This window comes from Frateuria aurantia DSM 6220 (genome assembly GCF_000242255.2).
GTDB classification, from domain to species: domain Bacteria; phylum Pseudomonadota; class Gammaproteobacteria; order Xanthomonadales; family Rhodanobacteraceae; genus Frateuria; species Frateuria aurantia.
In genome coordinates, this window is sequence record NC_017033.1 from 527,576 (window position 1) to 544,327 (window position 16,752).

The 16,752-nt window shown below is 64.5% G+C and carries 17 protein-coding genes; 12 read left to right on the plus strand and 5 right to left on the minus strand.

From position 1 onward, the window contains the following. Nucleotides 1-128 precede the first annotated feature (128 nt). The 4 genes from FRAAU_RS02320 (at nt 129) to FRAAU_RS02335 (ending at nt 5,035) form a co-directional block, all read left to right on the plus strand. Nucleotides 129-2,081, plus strand: a complete 1,953-nt coding sequence (locus FRAAU_RS02320; RefSeq protein WP_014401964.1) for a CocE/NonD family hydrolase — start codon at nt 129-131, stop codon at nt 2,079-2,081. Between the two features lie 158 nt (nt 2,082-2,239). Next, nucleotides 2,240-3,181, plus strand: a complete 942-nt coding sequence (locus FRAAU_RS02325) for an SPFH domain-containing protein (protein WP_014401965.1) — start codon at nt 2,240-2,242, stop codon at nt 3,179-3,181. A gap of 3 nt (nt 3,182-3,184) precedes the next feature. Further along, nucleotides 3,185-3,649 (plus strand): NfeD family protein, encoded by a 465-nt coding sequence (locus tag FRAAU_RS02330; protein ID WP_014401966.1) that lies wholly within the window; start codon nt 3,185-3,187, stop codon nt 3,647-3,649. 3 nt (nt 3,650-3,652) lie between these two features. Continuing rightward, entirely contained in the window at nt 3,653-5,035 is a 1,383-nt protein-coding gene (locus tag FRAAU_RS02335; RefSeq protein WP_014401967.1) for a threonine/serine exporter family protein, read from the plus strand. Between the two features lie 47 nt (nt 5,036-5,082). On the opposite strand, the gene FRAAU_RS02340 is transcribed toward FRAAU_RS02335, so the two are convergent. Both FRAAU_RS02340 and FRAAU_RS02345 read right to left on the minus strand, forming a co-directional pair. Continuing rightward, nucleotides 5,083-5,406 (minus strand): H-NS histone family protein, encoded by a 324-nt coding sequence (locus FRAAU_RS02340; RefSeq protein ID WP_014401968.1) that lies wholly within the window; start codon nt 5,404-5,406, stop codon nt 5,083-5,085. A 247-nt stretch (nt 5,407-5,653) separates the two neighbouring features. Then, complete coding sequence (locus tag FRAAU_RS02345; RefSeq protein ID WP_014401969.1) at nt 5,654-7,363, minus strand: proline--tRNA ligase; 1,710 nt, start codon at nt 7,361-7,363, stop codon at nt 5,654-5,656. 170 nt (nt 7,364-7,533) lie between these two features. Between FRAAU_RS02345 and FRAAU_RS02350 the strand changes: the two genes are divergently transcribed. From FRAAU_RS02350 to rimI, 3 genes are read left to right on the plus strand one after another with little or no spacing between them, the layout of a single operon-like run. After that, complete coding sequence (locus FRAAU_RS02350; RefSeq protein WP_041270749.1) at nt 7,534-8,316, plus strand: CDP-alcohol phosphatidyltransferase family protein; 783 nt, start codon at nt 7,534-7,536, stop codon at nt 8,314-8,316. Continuing rightward, nucleotides 8,316-8,768: a DNA polymerase III subunit psi gene (locus tag FRAAU_RS02355; protein WP_014401971.1), complete on the plus strand. Its 453-nt coding sequence runs from the start codon at nt 8,316-8,318 to the stop codon at nt 8,766-8,768. The genes FRAAU_RS02350 and FRAAU_RS02355 overlap by 1 nt, the downstream gene beginning before the upstream one ends. Continuing rightward, on the plus strand, nt 8,765-9,244 hold the full coding sequence (gene rimI, locus FRAAU_RS02360) for a ribosomal protein S18-alanine N-acetyltransferase (RefSeq protein ID WP_014401972.1): 480 nt from the start codon (nt 8,765-8,767) through the stop codon (nt 9,242-9,244). Before FRAAU_RS02355 ends, rimI begins: the two co-directional genes overlap by 4 nt. On the opposite strand, the gene FRAAU_RS02365 is transcribed toward rimI, so the two are convergent. Beyond that, a complete protein-coding gene (locus FRAAU_RS02365; protein ID WP_245546427.1) occupies nt 9,241-10,182 on the minus strand; it encodes a mitochondrial fission ELM1 family protein in 942 nt (313 codons plus the stop codon). The two genes, rimI and FRAAU_RS02365, sit on opposite strands and share 4 nt — an antisense overlap. Nucleotides 10,183-10,573: 391 nt before the next feature. Between FRAAU_RS02365 and FRAAU_RS02375 the strand changes: the two genes are divergently transcribed. The 5 genes from FRAAU_RS02375 (at nt 10,574) to FRAAU_RS02395 (ending at nt 14,834) form a co-directional block, all read left to right on the plus strand. Next, a complete protein-coding gene (locus FRAAU_RS02375) occupies nt 10,574-11,152 on the plus strand; it encodes a YceI family protein (RefSeq protein ID WP_014401974.1) in 579 nt (192 codons plus the stop codon). A gap of 142 nt (nt 11,153-11,294) precedes the next feature. Continuing rightward, nucleotides 11,295-11,504, plus strand: a complete 210-nt coding sequence (locus tag FRAAU_RS02380) for a zinc-finger domain-containing protein (RefSeq protein ID WP_014401975.1) — start codon at nt 11,295-11,297, stop codon at nt 11,502-11,504. Between the two features lie 32 nt (nt 11,505-11,536). Next, complete coding sequence (locus FRAAU_RS02385) at nt 11,537-12,670, plus strand: glycosyltransferase (RefSeq protein WP_014401976.1); 1,134 nt, start codon at nt 11,537-11,539, stop codon at nt 12,668-12,670. Nucleotides 12,671-12,835: 165 nt separating this feature from the next. Next, entirely contained in the window at nt 12,836-14,095 is a 1,260-nt protein-coding gene (locus FRAAU_RS02390) for an O-antigen ligase family protein (protein WP_014401977.1), read from the plus strand. Further along, complete coding sequence (locus FRAAU_RS02395) at nt 14,088-14,834, plus strand: glycosyltransferase family 2 protein (protein WP_014401978.1); 747 nt, start codon at nt 14,088-14,090, stop codon at nt 14,832-14,834. The genes FRAAU_RS02390 and FRAAU_RS02395 overlap by 8 nt, the downstream gene beginning before the upstream one ends. Before the next feature lie 3 nt (nt 14,835-14,837). Here the strand turns inward: FRAAU_RS02395 and FRAAU_RS02400 are convergent, their stop codons facing one another. Both FRAAU_RS02400 and FRAAU_RS02405 read right to left on the minus strand, forming a co-directional pair. After that, nucleotides 14,838-15,986 (minus strand): glycosyltransferase family 4 protein, encoded by a 1,149-nt coding sequence (locus FRAAU_RS02400; RefSeq protein WP_014401979.1) that lies wholly within the window; start codon nt 15,984-15,986, stop codon nt 14,838-14,840. Then, nucleotides 15,983-16,690 (minus strand): polysaccharide deacetylase family protein, encoded by a 708-nt coding sequence (locus tag FRAAU_RS02405; protein WP_052317958.1) that lies wholly within the window; start codon nt 16,688-16,690, stop codon nt 15,983-15,985. Before FRAAU_RS02405 ends, FRAAU_RS02400 begins: the two co-directional genes overlap by 4 nt. Nucleotides 16,691-16,752 lie beyond the last annotated feature (62 nt).

Below are 16,752 nucleotides of genomic sequence, written 5' to 3' on the forward strand. Positions count from 1 at the left end.
CGGCTGACCATGCCGAATATCACAGTGACGTTTCTCGATACGGGGCGCTAAGATCAGGGCAATCATCACCGGCCGTCTTGTCTGCCGACCTCGGGGTCGGCGTCGGATGGTCCACAAGGATATCTGTCATGAAGAAAGCCGCTCTGGCCTCGGCCGTCGCCGCCTGTCTCTGTTTCGTCACTGCTGCCGGCCTGGCGATGCCGGTCGCCGGCGCTACGCCGCAGACCGCCTCGTCCCGGGTCACGCCCGACATGATCCAGACCGGATCGGATATTCCGGCACACTGGACCACGCCGCAGGGCAACTACGACTACGTCAAGCGCGAAGTGATGATTCCGATGCGTGACGGGGTCAGGCTGCATACGGTGATCATGATCCCAAAGGGGGCTGGAAACCACCCGATGCTGCTTGAACGCACCCCGTACAATGCCAGCGGTTTCGTCACCAGCAACAGTCCGCATCTGGCCGATGCGGTCTGGTCGGGCGGCAAGGACTGGGCCAAGGCCGGTTATATCCTGGTCTGGCAGGACATCCGCGGCAAATACGGCTCGGAAGGCAAGTACATCATGACCCGGCCGCCAATGGGGCCGCTGAATCCGACCAAGACCGATGACACCACCGATGCCTGGGATACCATCGACTGGCTGGTGAAGAACATCAAGGCCGGCAATGGCAAGGTCGGCATGATCGGCTCGTCCTATGACGGCTGGACCGTGGCGATGGCCTTGCTGCATCCGCATCCGGCCCTGAAGGTCGCCGCGCCCGAAAGCCCGATGATCGACGGCTGGATGGGGGATGACTGGTATCACTACGGCGCCTTGCGGCAGGTCAATCTGGATTACTTCACCGAGCAGATGAGCGTGAAGGGCAGCGGCGAGACGATTCCCCGCGAGAACCAGGACGATTACAGCAATTTCCTCGAGGCCGGCTCGGCCGGTGCCTTGGCCGAAGCGCATGGTTTCGGGCAATTGCCTTGGTGGAACCGCTTCTCGGCGCATCCGGCCTATGACGCCTTCTGGCAGCTGCAGGCATTGGACAAGCTGCTGCCGCAGCACGCGTCCGATGTACCGACCATGTGGCTGCAGGGATTGTGGGACCAGGAAGACATGTACGGTGCCATCCATGCCTGGGAAGCCTTGACGGCCGCCGGTCACGGCGCGAACAACCATCTGGTGATGGGGCCGTGGTTCCACAGCCAGATCAATCGCGATGGCTGGAGCCTGGGGCCGCTGAAGTGGCCGGGCAATACCACCGCCCAGTTCCGCCGGCAGGTGATGATTCCCTGGTTCGATCATTATCTGCGCGGGACGCCGGAGGCGACATCGCTGCCGCAGGCGATGATCTACAACCCCAGCGAACAACGATGGGACAGCTTTTCGAACTGGAAGGTCGCCGGCCAGCAGGCGCTGACACCGCTGTATTTGCAAGCGGCACATGGTTTGGGCTTTCAGGTGCCGGCTGCCGGTGGTGACAGCTATGTCTCCGATCCGGCCAATCCGGTGCCTTATCTGTCGCGTCCCATCCCGCAGAAGAATGACCGCTGGCGGACCTGGTTGCTGCAGGATCAGCGTTTTGTCGAAAATCGCGGTGACGTGCTGAGCTATACCACGCCGGTGCTGGCCTCGGCGGTGACGCTGCAAGGCGCACCGATCGCCGACATTTTCGCCCGGACCACGGGCACGGACGGCGACTTCGTGGTCAAGCTGATCGATGTCTATCCCGGCAGCGATGCCGATGACCCGGCGATGGGCGGCTATGAGCTGCCGATCTCGCTGGACATTTTCCGCGGCCGTTATCGCAAGAGCTTCGCCGACCCGTCGGCGATTCCGGCCAACGAAGTGCAGGAATACAAGTTCCGGCTGCCGACGGTGAACTATGTCTTCAAGCCTGGGCATCGGATCATGGTCCAGATCCAGTCCAGCCTGTTCCCGCTGTATGACCGCAATCCGCAGCGCTATGTGCCGAATATCCTGTTCGCCAAGCCGGGGGATTACCAGAAGGCCACGGTGACGCTGGAGCATGGTCCGCAGGCTCGCAGCGCGGTCCTGCTGCCGTTGGTGGCACCGGCTTCTCAGCCGTGATCCAGCGCTGCCCCGGCCATGCGTCGGCCGGGGCAGCGAGATCCGCGCGGACCGGTCGTCGCCGCGGAAAACCTGTCGTTCCAAGCCGTCGCCGCATCATCACACGCCGGCATGCTGCAGCCGGCTATACTGGCATTTCCAAACGGGGGAGTGTGCTGATGGGAGCCGTATTGAGTCTGGCCGTGCTGGCTGTGGCCGTCGTCGTGCTGGTCAAGATGGTGCGTATCGTGCCGCAAGGCCATGAATGGACGGTCGAGCGTTTTGGTCGTTATACCCGGACTTTGTCACCTGGCCTGCATTTCCTGTGGCCCTTCATCTATGCCGTCGGCCGGCGGATCAACATGATGGAGCAGGTGCTGGACGTACCCGGCCAGGAGGTCATCACCAAGGACAATGCCGTGGTCAGGGTCGACGGGATCCTGTTCTATCAGGTCTTGGATGCCGCGCGGGCCGCCTACGAGGTCGCTCATCTGGAAACGGCGGCGCTGGCGCTGGCCACGACCAATATCCGTACCGTGCTGGGCTCGATGGATCTGGACGAATCGCTGAGTCAGCGTGATGCGATCAATGCCCAGTTGCTGCGGGTGATCGATGAGGCCACCCATCCCTGGGGCGTCAAGATCAACCGGGTGGAAATCCGCGATATCAGTCCGCCGCGGGACCTGGTCGATGCCATGGCCCGGCAGATGAAGGCCGAGCGCGAGAAGCGGGCCCAGATCCTGGAAGCCGAAGGTTCCAGGCAGTCGGCCATTCTGAAGGCCGAAGGTGAAAAGCAGTCGGCGATTCTGGCGGCCGAAGGCAAGCGGGAGGCGGCTTTCCGCGAGGCCGAAGCCCGGATCCGGCTGGCCGAGGCCGAAGCCCAGGCGACCCGCTTGGTATCCGAAGCCATTGGTGGCGGCAATGTGAACGCGCTCAATTATTTCGTGGCCAACAACTATGTCGACGCCTTGAAGGCGATGGCACAGTCGCCGAACCAGAAGACCTTGCTGCTGCCCTTCGAGGCCTCCGGCATCATCGGGTCGCTGGCCGGGGTGGCCGAGCTGGCCAGGGACGCGCTGCAGCAGCAGAAGGCGCCCCCGCCTGCCAGAGAGCGGAGCTGAGCCATGACGGGCATGGCCGCCCATCATCTGTGGTGGCTGGCGGCGGTGCTGCTGCTGGCCATGGAAGTGGTGTTTTCCGGCTATTTCCTGTTGTGGATCGCAGTAGGAGCGGCCGCGACCGGCCTGCTCAGCGCCTGCTGGCCATCGCTGGGCTGGGCCGGCCAGGTGGCCGGCTTCGTCGTCCTGGCCTTTGCTGCCTGCGGTTTCTACGCGCGGTGGCGGGCACGGCGGCATGGCCCTCGAAGCGCGATGCTGTTGAATCGGCGCGGCGAGCAGATGCTGGGCCGGGATGGCGTGCTGGCGGAAGCCATCGTCCAGGGCCGGGGGCGGATGAGGATCGGCGACAGCCTGTGGCCGGTACAGGGGCCGGATCTGCCGGCCGGGACCCGGGTCCGGGTGACGGCCGTGCAGGGCATCATGCCGCAGGTGGTTCCCGCGACCGGGACCGCCAGCCCGGATGTCAGCTGAAGCATGGAGGGGCCGGATGCTGCGTATCGGTCGGCGATGGTGGACAATCCCGGCTTGTCCGTCGAGTCTTCCGATCCATCCGTGAATACGTCCATTTCATCGGTGCCTTATGCGCCCGAGCCCGAGTTGTTCGAACCGGCGCTGGCGCCGTTCGAATCCCGCATCGCTTTTTTGATGGCCCTGGCCCGGCATCTGCATCAGTACGGTACCAGTGCTTCGCGTCTGGAGCTGGTGATCACCACCGCAGGCCAGCGACTGGGACTGGAAGCCGAGGTATGGTCCAGCCCGACGGCGATCATCACCTCGTTTACCGAGGCCTCCGGCGGTCCCGAGACCATGGCCCAGACCCAGGTGATCCGGCTGGTGCCGGGCGATGTGGATCTGCGCAGGCTGTGCGAAGCCGACCGGATCGCCGATCTGGTCGTGGCCGGTCACATGGCGCTGCGTGAGGGCATGCATCAGTTGCAGCTGCTGGCCGCCCCCGACCGGATGCCTGCCAAACTGGCGATCATCGGCAGCTACGGCCTGGCTGCCGCCAGCATCGTGACCTTGCTGATGCACGCTGGCCTGGCCGATCTCATCACTTCCGGGCTGATCGGTCTGGTGACCGGCACGGTGATGGTGCTGGCCGGCTCGCGGCCCCGTCTGTTTGCCGCCAGCGAGGCCTTGTGCGCCTTGATGGCGAGCCTGGTGGCCACCTTGATCAGTGTCTATGTGGCACCGCTGTCCCTGCGTTCGGTGGTGCTGGCCAGTCTGATCATCCTGATGCCTGGCATGGCCCTGACTACGGCCGTGCGGGAGATTTCCAGCCAGCATCTGGTGGCTGGCGTAGCCCGTTTCGGCGGGGCGGTCGCCAGCCTGCTGAAGCTGACCTTCGGCACCGTCGGCGGTTTCCAGCTCTGCGCGATGCTGGGCATCGTTCCGCAGGAACACCTTATTGTGCCGCTGCCTGCCTGGACCAGTCTGCCGGCGCTGTTGCTGGGTTCGTTTTCCTTCGCCATTTCCTTTCGTGCGGCACGGCGGGACTGGCTTGTGGTGATGGGAGCGGTGGCTCTGGGTTATTTTGCGGCCCGTTGGGGCGGCGAGCTGACCATGGGCGATGCTTCGGCGCCGTTGGGTCTGTTTCTGGCCGGCCTGTTGCTGGGGGCGCTGGCGAATGTCTTCACCAAATATGCTGACCGACCCGGCATTCTGATCCGTGAACCGGGCATCATCCTGCTGGTGCCCGGCAGTTCGGGCTATCGCAGCGTGTCACATATGCTGACACCTACCGGAGAACTGGGTGTGGCCAGTGGGGTGGTGCTGCTGGGGATGATGGTCAGTCTGGTGGCGGGCCTGATGTTTGGCGACCTGCTGGTTACGCCGCGACACAACCGCAATCTGTAAGTGGCAGGGCGCGGTATGGATCGCGCCCTGCCGGGATCAAGCCGGATTCAGATGGCGAGATCCTGCGGCTGCTTGCCGGCCTTCAGCGCATCGCTGAACCAGTGCGGACGTTTGCCGCGACCGGTCCAGGTCTGCTCCGGATTGGCGGGATTGCGAAATTTTGGCGGCACGGTACCGGTGCCGCGAGGAGCCTTGGCCCGACCGGCAGGGAATACCTCTTCGAAGCTGTAGCCTTCGGACTTGATCAGGTCCAGCACTTTGTCACGGAGCTTGGAAAGGTTTTCACGCTTCAGTTCGGTCTGGCGAACCTGGGCAAGGCTGATAAGTTCATTCAGCTGTTTCGGATTGAGGTTCTTGATGTCAATCGCCATGCGGAGAGCTCCTTGTAATTATTTGGCAGCGATTTATTGAAAACACGCCGGCCGGGCGCATCCTTCGCGTGGCCAGGTGTCGACAGGATTCTGTCGCAAGATCAGATTCATTGCAAAAAAAGCCCGGCATTCCGTCTCAATATGTCGGCACAAAAAGCAACGGGTGGAATGGCCGAAACCATTCCACCCGCATGGGTGTGTTGCAATGACAGTTCTGGAATGACAGACCCCGCAATGGGGCTCAAGTTCAGCCCAGTCGCTGAATCAAGTCTGTTTCGCTCAAGGCTTCCGATTCACCGCCGGCGCGGCGCCGATATTCATAGGTGCCGGCCTGCAATCCGCGTTCGCTGACCACCACCCGATGCGGAATGCCGATCAATTCCATATCGGCGAACATGGCCCCCGGACGAAGTCCACGATCATCCAGCAGCGGATCCAGACCTCGGGCCTTCAGGTTCAGGTAAAGGGCTTCGGCGGCAGCCGTGATCTCGGGATTGGATTTCGGGTTGATCACGCAGACAGCCACTTTCCAGGGGGCCATCGGCACCGGCCACACAATGCCCTCGGCATCATGGCTCTGCTCGATGGCCGCCGCGACGATGCGGCTGACGCCGATGCCGTAGCAGCCCATGGTCAGGGTCTGCGGCTTGCCCTGGTCGTTCAGGACGGTGGCCTTCATGGCCTCGGCATAGGTCGAACCCAGCTGGAAGATATGGCCGACCTCGATACCGCGGGCCAACTGCAGTTGCCCCTGACCATCGGGCGATGGATCGCCGGCGACGGCATTGCGGATATCGGCGACCACGTCGGCCTCGGCCAGATCACGGCCCCAATTGACGCCGCGGTAGTGATGGCCACGGCGATTGGCCCCGACCACGAAGTCCGCCATCACCGCCACGGCGGCATCGGCGATCACCAGCACCGGCTTGGCCGTGTGCAAGGGACCCAGGAAGCCGGCTTCGGCCTGCTCGCCCAGATAGGCTCGCAGCTGGCCCTCGCTGGCCAGTTCGAGCTCGCGGCCGGCGAGGACAGGCAGGCGGGCAGCTTTGATCTCGTTGAACTGGTGATCGCCGCGGACCAGGTAGATCACCATGCCTTCGGCATCGGCAAAGACCAGGGTCCGCACGGTATGGCTGAGCGGAATGCCCAGCAGTTCGGCGACTTCCTCGCAGGTCTTCTGGCTGGGCGTCTCTACCGCTTCCATCGCCATCGTAGCGGCCGGGCGTGTGATCACCGGAGCCAGCACTTCGGCCTTTTCGATATTGGCGGCGTAGTCGGAACCATCGGAGAACACCAGCGCATCTTCACCGGCTTCGGCCAGGACCTGGAATTCGTGGCTGGCATTGCCGCCGATGGCGCCGGTATCGGCCTGCACCGCACGGAAACGCAGGCCAAGACGGGTGAAGATGCGGCTGTAGGCGCCATACATGGCGGCATAGGTTTCTGCCAGCGATTCCGCACTCAGATGAAAGGAATAAGCATCCTTCATCAGAAACTCCCGGGCCCGCATCACGCCGAAACGCGGACGGATCTCGTCGCGGAATTTGGTCTGGATCTGGAATACGCTCAGCGGCAATTGCTTGTAGCTTTGCAATTCCTGACGGGCAAAATCGGTCACCACTTCTTCGTGAGTCGGGCCGTAGCAGAATTCCTGTTCCTTGCGGTCACGGATTTTCAGCAACTGGCCGCCGAATTTCTCCCAGCGTCCGGTTTCTTCCCAGAGTTCACGTGGCTGCACCGACGGCATCAGCATTTCAATGGCGCCAATGCCGTTCATTTCCTCGCGGATCACGGCCTCGACCTTGCGCAGCACTCTCAGGCCCAGCGGCGTCCAGGTATAAAGCCCGGCAGCGAGCTTGCGGATCATGCCACTGCGCAGCATCAACTGATGGCTGGCGATCTCGGCATCCGCCGGAACTTCTTTGACGGTGGCCAGGTGAAATTGGCTGAGGCGCATGAGGTATCTATCCAACGGAAAAAACACAAGTATAGGGGGCGATGGTGGCCGACGGCGAGCCGGCCGCGCTCACGGCCGAGCCCGGCATGGCAGGCCGGCAGGACCGCCTCGCGGCGTCGCTGGAGCGCGGATGGTTTACACTGCGGCGACCAGGTTTTACGGATGTATTTATGAGTGAAAGCAGTTCAAACCGCAAACCCCGCCATCGCGGTATTTATCTGCTGCCCAATCTGTTCACTACCGGCGCGATGTTTGCCGGCTTCTATGCCATCGTCACGGCGATTGATGGGCACTTCACGGAAGCGGCCATGGCCGTCGTGGTAGCCGCTGTGCTTGATGGCATGGATGGTCGCGTCGCCCGCATGACGGGCACGCAGACCGAGTTCGGGGTGCAGTACGACTCGCTTTCGGATCTGCTGAATTTCGGTCTGGCTCCGTCACTGGTACTGTACAGCTGGTCGTTGTCTTCGCTGAAGACCTGGGGAGCAGCCTGGGGCAAGTTCGGCTGGACGGCGGCTTTTGTCTACGCAGCCTGTGCCGCGCTGAGGCTGGCGCGATTCAATACCCAGGTGGCCGTGGTCGACAAGCGCTATTTCCAGGGCCTGAGCAGCACCGCGGCGGCGATGACGACGATGGCCTATGTCTGGACCATGGATCGACTGGGCGTGGATCGCTCCACGCTGGCGATGCCGACGGCGGTGATCACCATCGTGATCGGCCTGCTGATGGTCAGTCGTCTGCGTTATTACAGTTTCAAATCCTTGCCTGGCGGTGAAGGTCAGAGCGGTATTCCGTTTTTGTGGGTGATTGCCAGTGTGCTCATTCTGGTCTTGCTGGCGATTGATCCGCCCAAGGTCCTGCTGGGTCTGTTTGCGCTGTATGTGCTCTCCGGCCCGTTGTTGACACTGTGGGGCCGGCTGGCCTTGCGGCGGCGTCCGCGCCGGAGGGGATGATGGCGCAGCCGCTGGACCGCTCCCGAGCGGAACGTCGCCGGCAGCAGCTGCAGGCCATGGGCATCCAGCCTTGGCGCCTGCGGCGGGAGAGCGTTCGGGCAGCTGGCGCGACGGCGGACGCCGCTGAAATCGGCTGCATCGTGCTGGTGCCGCAGGGATGCCCGACCCGGATCCGCGATCTGCTGGCGCGGGCCTTGCAGGCCGGTGGCCCGGCGCTGGCCCGGATCGGCTGTGTCAGTGTGGAATCGACCGGCATGACGCTGCTGCCGGCCGCGACGTATCTGCTGCTGGATGCCGGCCTTGAGTCCATGCTGGCGACCCGGTATCCGCAGTCGGCCCGCCATGTGCTGGGCGATCCCGCCCAGCTGCTGACGGCGGCCGGCAAGCGCTGGCTGTGGCAGGCCCTGCGCTCCATCCGGCAGCAGTTGCCGGCCGCCGGAGATCCGGCATGAATCAGGCGGAGCGGATTCCGCTGCAGGATTTCCGGATCCGGCCCATGCGGCTGGAAGACGTGCCGGCCATCATGCAGGTCGAGATCCTCGCCTACGAATTCCCCTGGAGTGCGGGCATTTTCAGTGACTGCCTGCGTTCCGGCTATCAGGGGTGGCTGCTGCAGTCAGGTGGGCAGCTGGGCGGGTACGCCATGTTGGCCTATGGCGTCGATGAAGCCCATCTCCTGAATATCTGCATCGCTCCCGACTGGCAGGGCCGAGGTCTGGGGCGGCATCTGATGAGGCATATCCTGGCCAGCACTCGCCAGCAGGGCGTGGCCAGTGTCCTGCTGGAAGTGCGTCCCTCCAATCCGCATGCGCTGAGCCTGTATCAAAGTCTGGGTTTTGTGGAAATCGGGCGTCGTCCTCGTTATTACCCGGCTCGCGAGGGCAGGGAGGAAGCCATTGTGATGCGCCGAGGAGGCATGCCCGGCTAGTTGGTCGGCAGTCGCAGCCGACGGCGGACTTCAGCGGCCACCTCGGCGGTTTCTCGCCATGGCATGGCGGCGGCGCGGGTGTCAAGCAGCGGACGCAACAGGTCGCGCAACTGTAGTGCCTCCACAAATTTCGCCAGTCGCGAGGGCAGGGGGACGACGGGCAACAGGGCATGTACCGGTCGTCCGGTGGCGCAGGCCTCGCTGAGCATATTGACCGAATCCGGGGTCACCACCAGCCGGTCGGCCCAGGCCAGAACGCCTTGATAGGGGTTGGCACCGTCTTCGGGACGGGTCCAGCACAGCCCTGCATGGGTTGCGGTCCAGCGACGAGCCAGAGCCTGCAATTCTGGCGGAGTCCGCCGCGAACACAGTACCCATACGCTGCCACGATCACCCAGCAGATGAAGCTGTATCTGCCGGAACAGGTTTTGCACATAATCGATGTCGATCGCCACTCCGCGCCGAGGCCCGCCCAGCAGCAAGCCGATGCGAGGCGAACCAGTGAGGCCCAGCGCGGGCCAGCAACGGCGGCCCTCGGCCAGCCAGCGGTCGTCGACCGGGTGCAGTGAGCCCAGAGGGTTCAGCACCCGGGCCCCCCGCAGATTGTCGTGGGCCGGGGTGATCACCAGATCCCAGTGGTGAGGGGCGATGCCGGGATCCAGAATCTGGATGGCCTTGCATCGGCCCTGTCCACGCAGACGCAGCCAGCGAGTCACTGCCGCCGCCTGGCGACCACAGCCGATCACCAGTTGCGGCGGGGCGTCTTGCAGACGGCCGGCATCGGCGCCGATCAGTCCGTGCTGCAGTCCGCGGATCCATCGCGGGGCGAAAGTCGACCACGGTTGTCGCAGCTGGACCCGCATGGGTCGGGCCTGCAGCTGCAGGGCCTCGGCCAAGGCTTCAGCCTGCCTGAGGTTGCCGGCGGCCCCGTCGGTCACGATCCAGTGATTCGTGATCGCGTGGTTTTCAGAAGGCGTCGGGGGCATTGGCATCAAATGGTAAACAGTATGTTCTGAACGGCCTGACTGTCCTGTAATGCGAGGCAGGCATAGACTGGTGTCATGTCGCCGCTGATCCTGCGGTGCGTCTCGGGAGACTGTCAATCATGAAACTGATTTTCGACCGGGCCGTATCTGCCGGATCAATCGCTGCCGGATCTTGCCGACACTCGCCCAGAGCGATGGTCGCAAACACCGGGACAGCGACGACGGTATGCCAGCGAAATTCCCGGCAGGCGAACCGCCTGTCCGCATCGTGGCGCAACAGGTCCTCAATGGCCTTTCGCCTCATAAATGACACCCTATTCCTGACTGCTATTGGAGAATCGTTATGCGTTTGATGCCTGCTCTCGTGTTTGCCGGTCTGCTGGGCAGCGCCGCCGTGGCCCAAGCCGCCCCGGTCAGCTATACCCTGGATCCGACCCATACCATGGTCCTCTTCAGCTGGAACCACTTCGGCTTCTCCAACCCGACCGCCGACATCGGCGTCAGCACCGGCACCATCGTCTATGACGAAGCCAACCCGGCCAAGTCCTCGGTCGAGGTGACCATGCCGCTGGACAAGCTGGACACCCATGTGCCGGCACTGGATACCCATCTGAAGAGCGCCGACTTCTTCAATGCCGCCAAGTTTGCCGATGTCAGCTTCAAGAGCACCAAGGTGCAGCCGCTGGGCGGCAACCGCTTCAAGATCACCGGTGATCTGACCGCCCATGGCGTGACCAAGTCGGTGGTGCTGAATGCCAAGCTGAACAAGGTCGGTCTGCACCCGATGGTGAAGAAGCAGGCGATCGGCTTCGACGCCACCGGCGTGATCAAGCGTTCGGAGTTTGGCCTGGGCGCGTACGCGCCGATGGTCAGCGACGAGGTGACCCTGCATATCACCACCGAAGCCGAAGCGGCCAAGTAAATCGGTTTCGATCCGGTGACAGAACGGGCCCTGCGGGGCCCGTTCTGCTTTGTGGCAGCGGCAGGCCATATCGTCGCAGGGGGGGGCGCTGCTATGATTGGCGTCCGAAGAGTCAGGCTTTCCGGCTCGTCTGGAGTGGTTCATGTCCTCGCAATTGTCCCCGGCCCCCAAGCTGATCGCTGCCAATGCCGAAAACCGCTATGAGGTCACCCGTGCGGACCTGCCGCTGTCGTGTCCGATGCCGGGCATGGCCTTGTGGAATTCGCATCCCAGGGTCTACCTGCCGATCGAGGATGAGGGCGGCGAGTCGGTCTGCGAGTACTGCGGTGCCCGTTACGTGCTTCGCGACTGAGTCTCCGGGCTTGCGGCCCGGGGTGAGCTGAGATGTACGGGCGATCCTCGCATCTGACGGTCGTGCAGTTGATTCCGGCCCTGCAGGCCGGCGGGGCCGAGCGCTCGGTGCTTGAGATCGGTCGCGCGCTGACGGCGGCCGGCCATCGTTCACTGGTGATATCGGCGGGCGGCCGTCTGGTCGAAGCACTGCAGACCGAAGGCAGTGAGCACCTGACGCTGGACCTGGGGCGCAAATCGCTGCGCAGTCTGGCCGCGATCTTGCCTTTGCGACGCCAGCTGGCGGCGATCCAGCCCGACATCGTGCATGTGCGTTCGCGGCTGCCGGCCTGGCTGGCCGCTCTGGCGATGCGAGGTCTTCCGTCGCGACCGGCGGTGGTCAGTACCGTGCACGGCCTCAATTCGCCGGGGCGCTACAGTTCGATCATGGTGCGTGCCGATGCGGTGATTGCCGTGTCCGATACCGTGCGCGATTACATCGGAACACATTATCCGTGGCTTCCGGACGATCGCTTGACGGTGATTCCTCGCGGAGTGGACGCACGGGCCTTTCCGCGCGGCCATCAACCGTCAGCCGCGTGGCTGGCGGACTGGGCGGCGCGGTTTCCACGTCTGGCCGGTGGCCGCTTGCTGGTGCTGCCTGGCCGAGGCACCCGTCTGAAAGGGCATCGGCACGGTCTGGAGCTGCTGGCACGGCTGCGGGCGCGAGGACTGGACGTGCGGCTGTGGATGCCCGGCGTGGTGGAGCCGGGGCGCGAGGCCTATCTGGCCGAGCTGAAGGCCTTGGCGTCGGAGCTGGGTGTGGCCGAACAGGTCGAATTCAGTCCCAGCCAGACGGATATCCGCGAAATCTTTGCGATGGCCGATATCGTGTTGCAACTGTCGGACAAGCCCGAGGCCTTGGGGCGCACCGTGCTGGAAGGCCTGTCGCTGGGGCGGCCGGTGGTGGGGTTTGCCCATGGAGGGGTGGGGGAATTGCTGGTCCGCCACTATCCGCAGGGTGCCGTGCCGCTGGCGGATGCCGAGGCGCTGGCAAACACCGTGGCGGGGCTGCTGCTCAAGCCGCAGCCGCCCTTGCCGTTGCAGGCACCGGATCTGGCAGCGATGCAGGCGGCCACCCTGCGGGTCTATGCCCGGGTCGCGGCTGCGCGGCGCCCGCCGGTCTGAACGCCAGGTTCCGGGAGCCGCCCGTGCGCTGGTATATGATGAGCACCGATCCGACTCCGCGACAGCCGGGCGGCCGCCGGCCGGTACCAAGAACTGCAGCGGAGAACGATGTCGATTGACCACGAGCCGGCGCGTGCCTGTTCCGGCCGGACTTCCAGGATGCTGATGTTGTCTTCGACACTGCGTGCGGCTTTGCGCTCGCCCTTGCTGCCGTGCTGGCTGATCCCGGCCTTGCTGCCCTGGGGGCGCAGTGCCGAGATTGGGACCTTGCTGTGTGCGGCCGGTGCCGTATGGCTGTGGAGGCGCCGGCCGGCGCAGGCGGAACCGGCAGCCCGGCTGTGGCTGGGATTGTGCGGCGCCTATCTGCTGGCGGCGGTTCTGTCGGTCCCGTTGTCGTTGCATCCGGGCAGGACCGCCCTGGTCTGCCTGGGGCTGTTGCGTTACCTGCCCCTGGGTCTGTACATCGGCTGGGTGCTGGCCACGGTCGGGCGCCTGCACGCCTTGTATACCGCCACGGCGCTGCTGGTACTGGTCTGGTGTCTGGATGCCTGGCTGCAGATGGCTTGCGGCTGGAGTCTTGGGGGCGCGGCCGAAGCGGACCGGATCACCGGGATCTTCGGTGCCGGCAATCTCAAACTGGGCCCGGTGCTGGCCGCGCTGGCCCCTTTCGTGCTCTGGCTGGGACAGCGCGTATGGGGCTGGCGTGGCATGCTGGCGGGCTGGCTGCTGGTGGCCGGGCCGGTGGTCTTGTCCGGCGCGCGCTCGGCCTGGATCGTGCTGGCGCTGGTCGGCCTGCTGTTCTGCTGGCGCGCGGTACGTTCGTGGCGACACATGGCGAGCGTGCTGATCCTGGCCGGTGGGCTGGCGGCGGTTTTCGCGGCTGTCGGCTGGCAGGTCTCGCCGCGCTTTCATGCCCGTGCTGAGCGCAGCCTGCAGCTTCTGGATGGCTCCCGCCAGGGGCTGGATACGGCCTTGACCGGGCGGGTCGAGATCTGGAGTACTGCGGCACGGATGGTCGCGGCCCATCCCTGGACCGGGGTGGGGGTTCGCGAATTCAGGCATGCTTACCCCGCCTATGCAGCAGCCGATGATCGTTTCGTCGGCATCGAGCGTTGCGGGCCCGGTCAAGGTGCCTGCCATCCGCATCAGTGGATGCTGGAGGTACTGACCGAGACCGGCCTGCTGGGCGCGCTGTGCTGGCTGGCCGCTGTCGCGCTGGCCTGGCGTTGCTGGCGGCAGCGACCGCCCCCACGGCGTGGGCTGGCTTTTCCTGCCACGGTGGCCGTGGTTGCGGTGTGGTTCCCCGGCAATACCCACCTGGCCTTCTATTCGGCCTGGTGGGGTTTGCTGAGCGCCTGGTTGCTGGCGGTGTGGTGCGCCAGCCTGTACGTGACCGGCCCGGGGGATGATGACGGCGATGTCTGAGCCGATTTCGGTGGTGATCACCAGTTTCAACAGTGCTGCCACGCTGGATGCCTGCCTGGCCAGCGTGGGCTGGGCCGAACAGCGGCTGGTACTGGATTCGGGGTCGACGGATGCCAGTCCGGCGATTGCCGCGCATCATCGGGCGGACTTCCATCGTCAGGCGTTTGCCGGCTATGCCCGCCAGAAGCAGGCCGCCGTCGACCTGGCTCGCTACGACTGGGTGTTGCTGCTGGATTCGGACGAGGCCTTGCCGGTCGGGTCCGAGACCTTGATCCGCGCCGCGCTGGCGACCGGTCATGCCCGCGGCTACCAGCTATGGCGTCGCGAGTGGATTCTCTGGCGCTGGCAGTCCCCGCGCAGCCGTCTCAACCATTATGTCCGGCTGTTCGATCGCCGCCATGCCCGGCTCAGTGATCTGCAGGTTCACGAGACGGTACAGGTCGAGGGCGACGTCTCCCGCCTGGCGGTGGTGCTCGATCATCTCGGCCAGCCGGACATCGCCCAGCGAGTGGACAAGGCCAACCGCTATTCCAGCCTGCAACTGGGGGACCTGAGACAACGCCGTGATACCGGCGTGTGCTGGCGGCTGTGCCTGTATTCCAGCGTGGCGTTCTGGCGCTATTACCTGTGGCGTGGCCACTGGCGCGAGGGCTGGGCCGGCTATGTGTCAGCCCGGATCCATGCCTTCTATGCCTTTCTGAAATACGCGAAGCTGTACGAGGCTGACCGCAGGGACTGAGGCTCAGCCGGGCGCTGGCGGGTCGAGACTCGCCCCGGAGTCGGCCGCTGTGGTGGCGGTGCGCAGCCGATGATCCAGGCTGCCGGTCAGCATCTCGATGAAGCGACCCACGATGGCCGGATTGGAGAAATTGTCGACCACGAAGCGGCGAGCGGCTTCACCCAGCTGCTGACGATAGCTGTCGTCACAGACCTTCAGAATGGCCTGCTTCCAGGTCTCGACGTCCCCGGCCGGAAGCAACAGGCCGGTGGCACCATCGATCAGCGTCTCGCGGCTGCCACCGACATCGCTGGCCAGCACCGGCAGGGCGCAGGCCTGGGCCTCGATCGACACCCGGCCGAAGGTTTCGGTCGCCAGCGAGGGGAAGGCCAGCATCGAGAAGGCCGGATAATAGATCTGCGGAGTGGCCACCCAACGCACCTGCCGATGGCGGTCGGCGAAGGGGCTGCGCGCGATGGCCGCGGCCAGTTCATCGGCTTCGGGACCGTCGCCGAGCCAGAGGGCATGCAGACGAGGCTCCTCGGCCATGGCCAGATCCAGCGCAGCCAGCAACGAAAAAATACCTTTGCTGCCATGAATGCGCCCGCAGTATCCGACGACGATGGCCTCACCGGGGATGCCCAGCTCGTAGCGCATGCGCTGCCCCTGGCGGGCATCGGGGCGAAACTGCAAGGTGTTGACCGAGTTGTAGATCACCTTGACACGCTGCGGGGCAATGCCCTGATCCAGATAGGCCTGGCGGGCATGAGCGGAGACAGCGACAAAGCAGTGGGCCAGCCGTGGTATCAAGGCCGCAGAGATCTTGCGCATGGGGGGCGTGCGGTGCCGGAACAGGGCGACCGGAATACGGAAGCAACGACCCAGCAGAAGGATCGGCGTGTACTCCTTGCCGAAGTTGCCGATCAGCCAGTCCGGCCGCAGGTCCCGGATGGCCTTGACCGACGTGGCATAGCCGCGCGGATCCAGAATATTGCGGAACCTGGAGGGATATATCCGGATGCCGCTGCCGGCCAGCTGTGTCGCTATCAGTCCGTCCGGATACAGCACGGCACTGACCTGGTGGCCGGCTTCGGCCAGTGACTGGGCCAAGGCAATGAAATGGGTCGCCGCACCGGTATGCTCGGGGTTGGTACCGATCAGCAGGAATTTCATCGGCGGCGATCCTCGTAGCCGCTCAAGCTGCGCCAGGCGAACTGGGGCAGCAGGTGATGGCGGGCGATCTGGATGCGCGGCAATTCCCACAGGCCGGGACTTCCCGACGGCCGGGCGCGGCCGCGGCGAGTGGTGGTCGCGGCGTGATAGCCGGCCTCGATGGCAGCTTGCACCACCCGGGGATCATGATCGCCGTAGGGATAGCAGAACTGGGTGACCGGCTGACCCAGCAGGTCTTCCAATTCGGCCCGCGAGCCCAGCACCTCGTCTCGCAGCTCGCTGTCGTTGCAGCGGGTCAGGTGTGGGTGACTGCGGGTATGGGCTCCGACTTCCTGGCCGGCCGCTGTCCATTCCTGCAGCTGCGCAGGGCTCATCAAGGGTTTGCAGATGCCCAGTTTGCTTGCATCCCACCGGTTGTACTGACCGACCCGGCTGCTGACCACATAACAGGTGGCGGTAAAGCCGTGGCGCTGCAAGACCGGCAGGGCGGACTCGAGATTGTCGGCATAGCCGTCATCCAGAGTGATGACGACCACCTTGCCGGCCTTCTCGCCGCGCAGATGGGGCATGGCATCGCGCATCGACAGGCCACGGTAACCCAGGCCATGCAGCAGACTCATCTGCCGTGCGAAACGGGCCGGTGACACATACAGGCTGCGATAGCGCTCGATCTCGCGCGGGACCCGGGCGATGTTGTGGTACATCAGGATCGGAACGGGACGACTGGACAAGGAAGCACCATCAGCAAGTGGGAGATCGCGATGGC

Bases quoted from the DNA above. Each gene is read 5' to 3' on its own strand.
- FRAAU_RS02320 (WP_014401964.1), top strand. From the start codon at position 129: ATGAAGAAAGCCGCTCTGGCCTCGGCCGTCGCCGCCTGTCTCTGTTTC.
- FRAAU_RS02325 (WP_014401965.1), top strand. From the start codon at position 2,240: ATGGGAGCCGTATTGAGTCTGGCCGTGCTGGCTGTGGCCGTCGTCGTG.
- FRAAU_RS02330 (WP_014401966.1), top strand. From the start codon at position 3,185: ATGACGGGCATGGCCGCCCATCATCTGTGGTGGCTGGCGGCGGTGCTG.
- FRAAU_RS02335 (WP_014401967.1), top strand. From the start codon at position 3,653: ATGGAGGGGCCGGATGCTGCGTATCGGTCGGCGATGGTGGACAATCCC.
- FRAAU_RS02340 (WP_014401968.1), bottom strand. From the start codon at position 5,406: ATGGCGATTGACATCAAGAACCTCAATCCGAAACAGCTGAATGAACTT.
- FRAAU_RS02345 (WP_014401969.1), bottom strand. From the start codon at position 7,363: ATGCGCCTCAGCCAATTTCACCTGGCCACCGTCAAAGAAGTTCCGGCG.
- FRAAU_RS02350 (WP_041270749.1), top strand. From the start codon at position 7,534: ATGAGTGAAAGCAGTTCAAACCGCAAACCCCGCCATCGCGGTATTTAT.
- FRAAU_RS02355 (WP_014401971.1), top strand. From the start codon at position 8,316: ATGGCGCAGCCGCTGGACCGCTCCCGAGCGGAACGTCGCCGGCAGCAG.
- rimI (WP_014401972.1), top strand. From the start codon at position 8,765: ATGAATCAGGCGGAGCGGATTCCGCTGCAGGATTTCCGGATCCGGCCC.
- FRAAU_RS02375 (WP_014401974.1), top strand. From the start codon at position 10,574: ATGCGTTTGATGCCTGCTCTCGTGTTTGCCGGTCTGCTGGGCAGCGCC.
- FRAAU_RS02380 (WP_014401975.1), top strand. From the start codon at position 11,295: ATGTCCTCGCAATTGTCCCCGGCCCCCAAGCTGATCGCTGCCAATGCC.
- FRAAU_RS02385 (WP_014401976.1), top strand. From the start codon at position 11,537: ATGTACGGGCGATCCTCGCATCTGACGGTCGTGCAGTTGATTCCGGCC.
- FRAAU_RS02390 (WP_014401977.1), top strand. From the start codon at position 12,836: ATGTTGTCTTCGACACTGCGTGCGGCTTTGCGCTCGCCCTTGCTGCCG.
- FRAAU_RS02395 (WP_014401978.1), top strand. From the start codon at position 14,088: ATGTCTGAGCCGATTTCGGTGGTGATCACCAGTTTCAACAGTGCTGCC.
- FRAAU_RS02400 (WP_014401979.1), bottom strand. From the start codon at position 15,986: ATGAAATTCCTGCTGATCGGTACCAACCCCGAGCATACCGGTGCGGCG.
- FRAAU_RS02405 (WP_052317958.1), bottom strand. From the start codon at position 16,690: ATGTACCACAACATCGCCCGGGTCCCGCGCGAGATCGAGCGCTATCGC.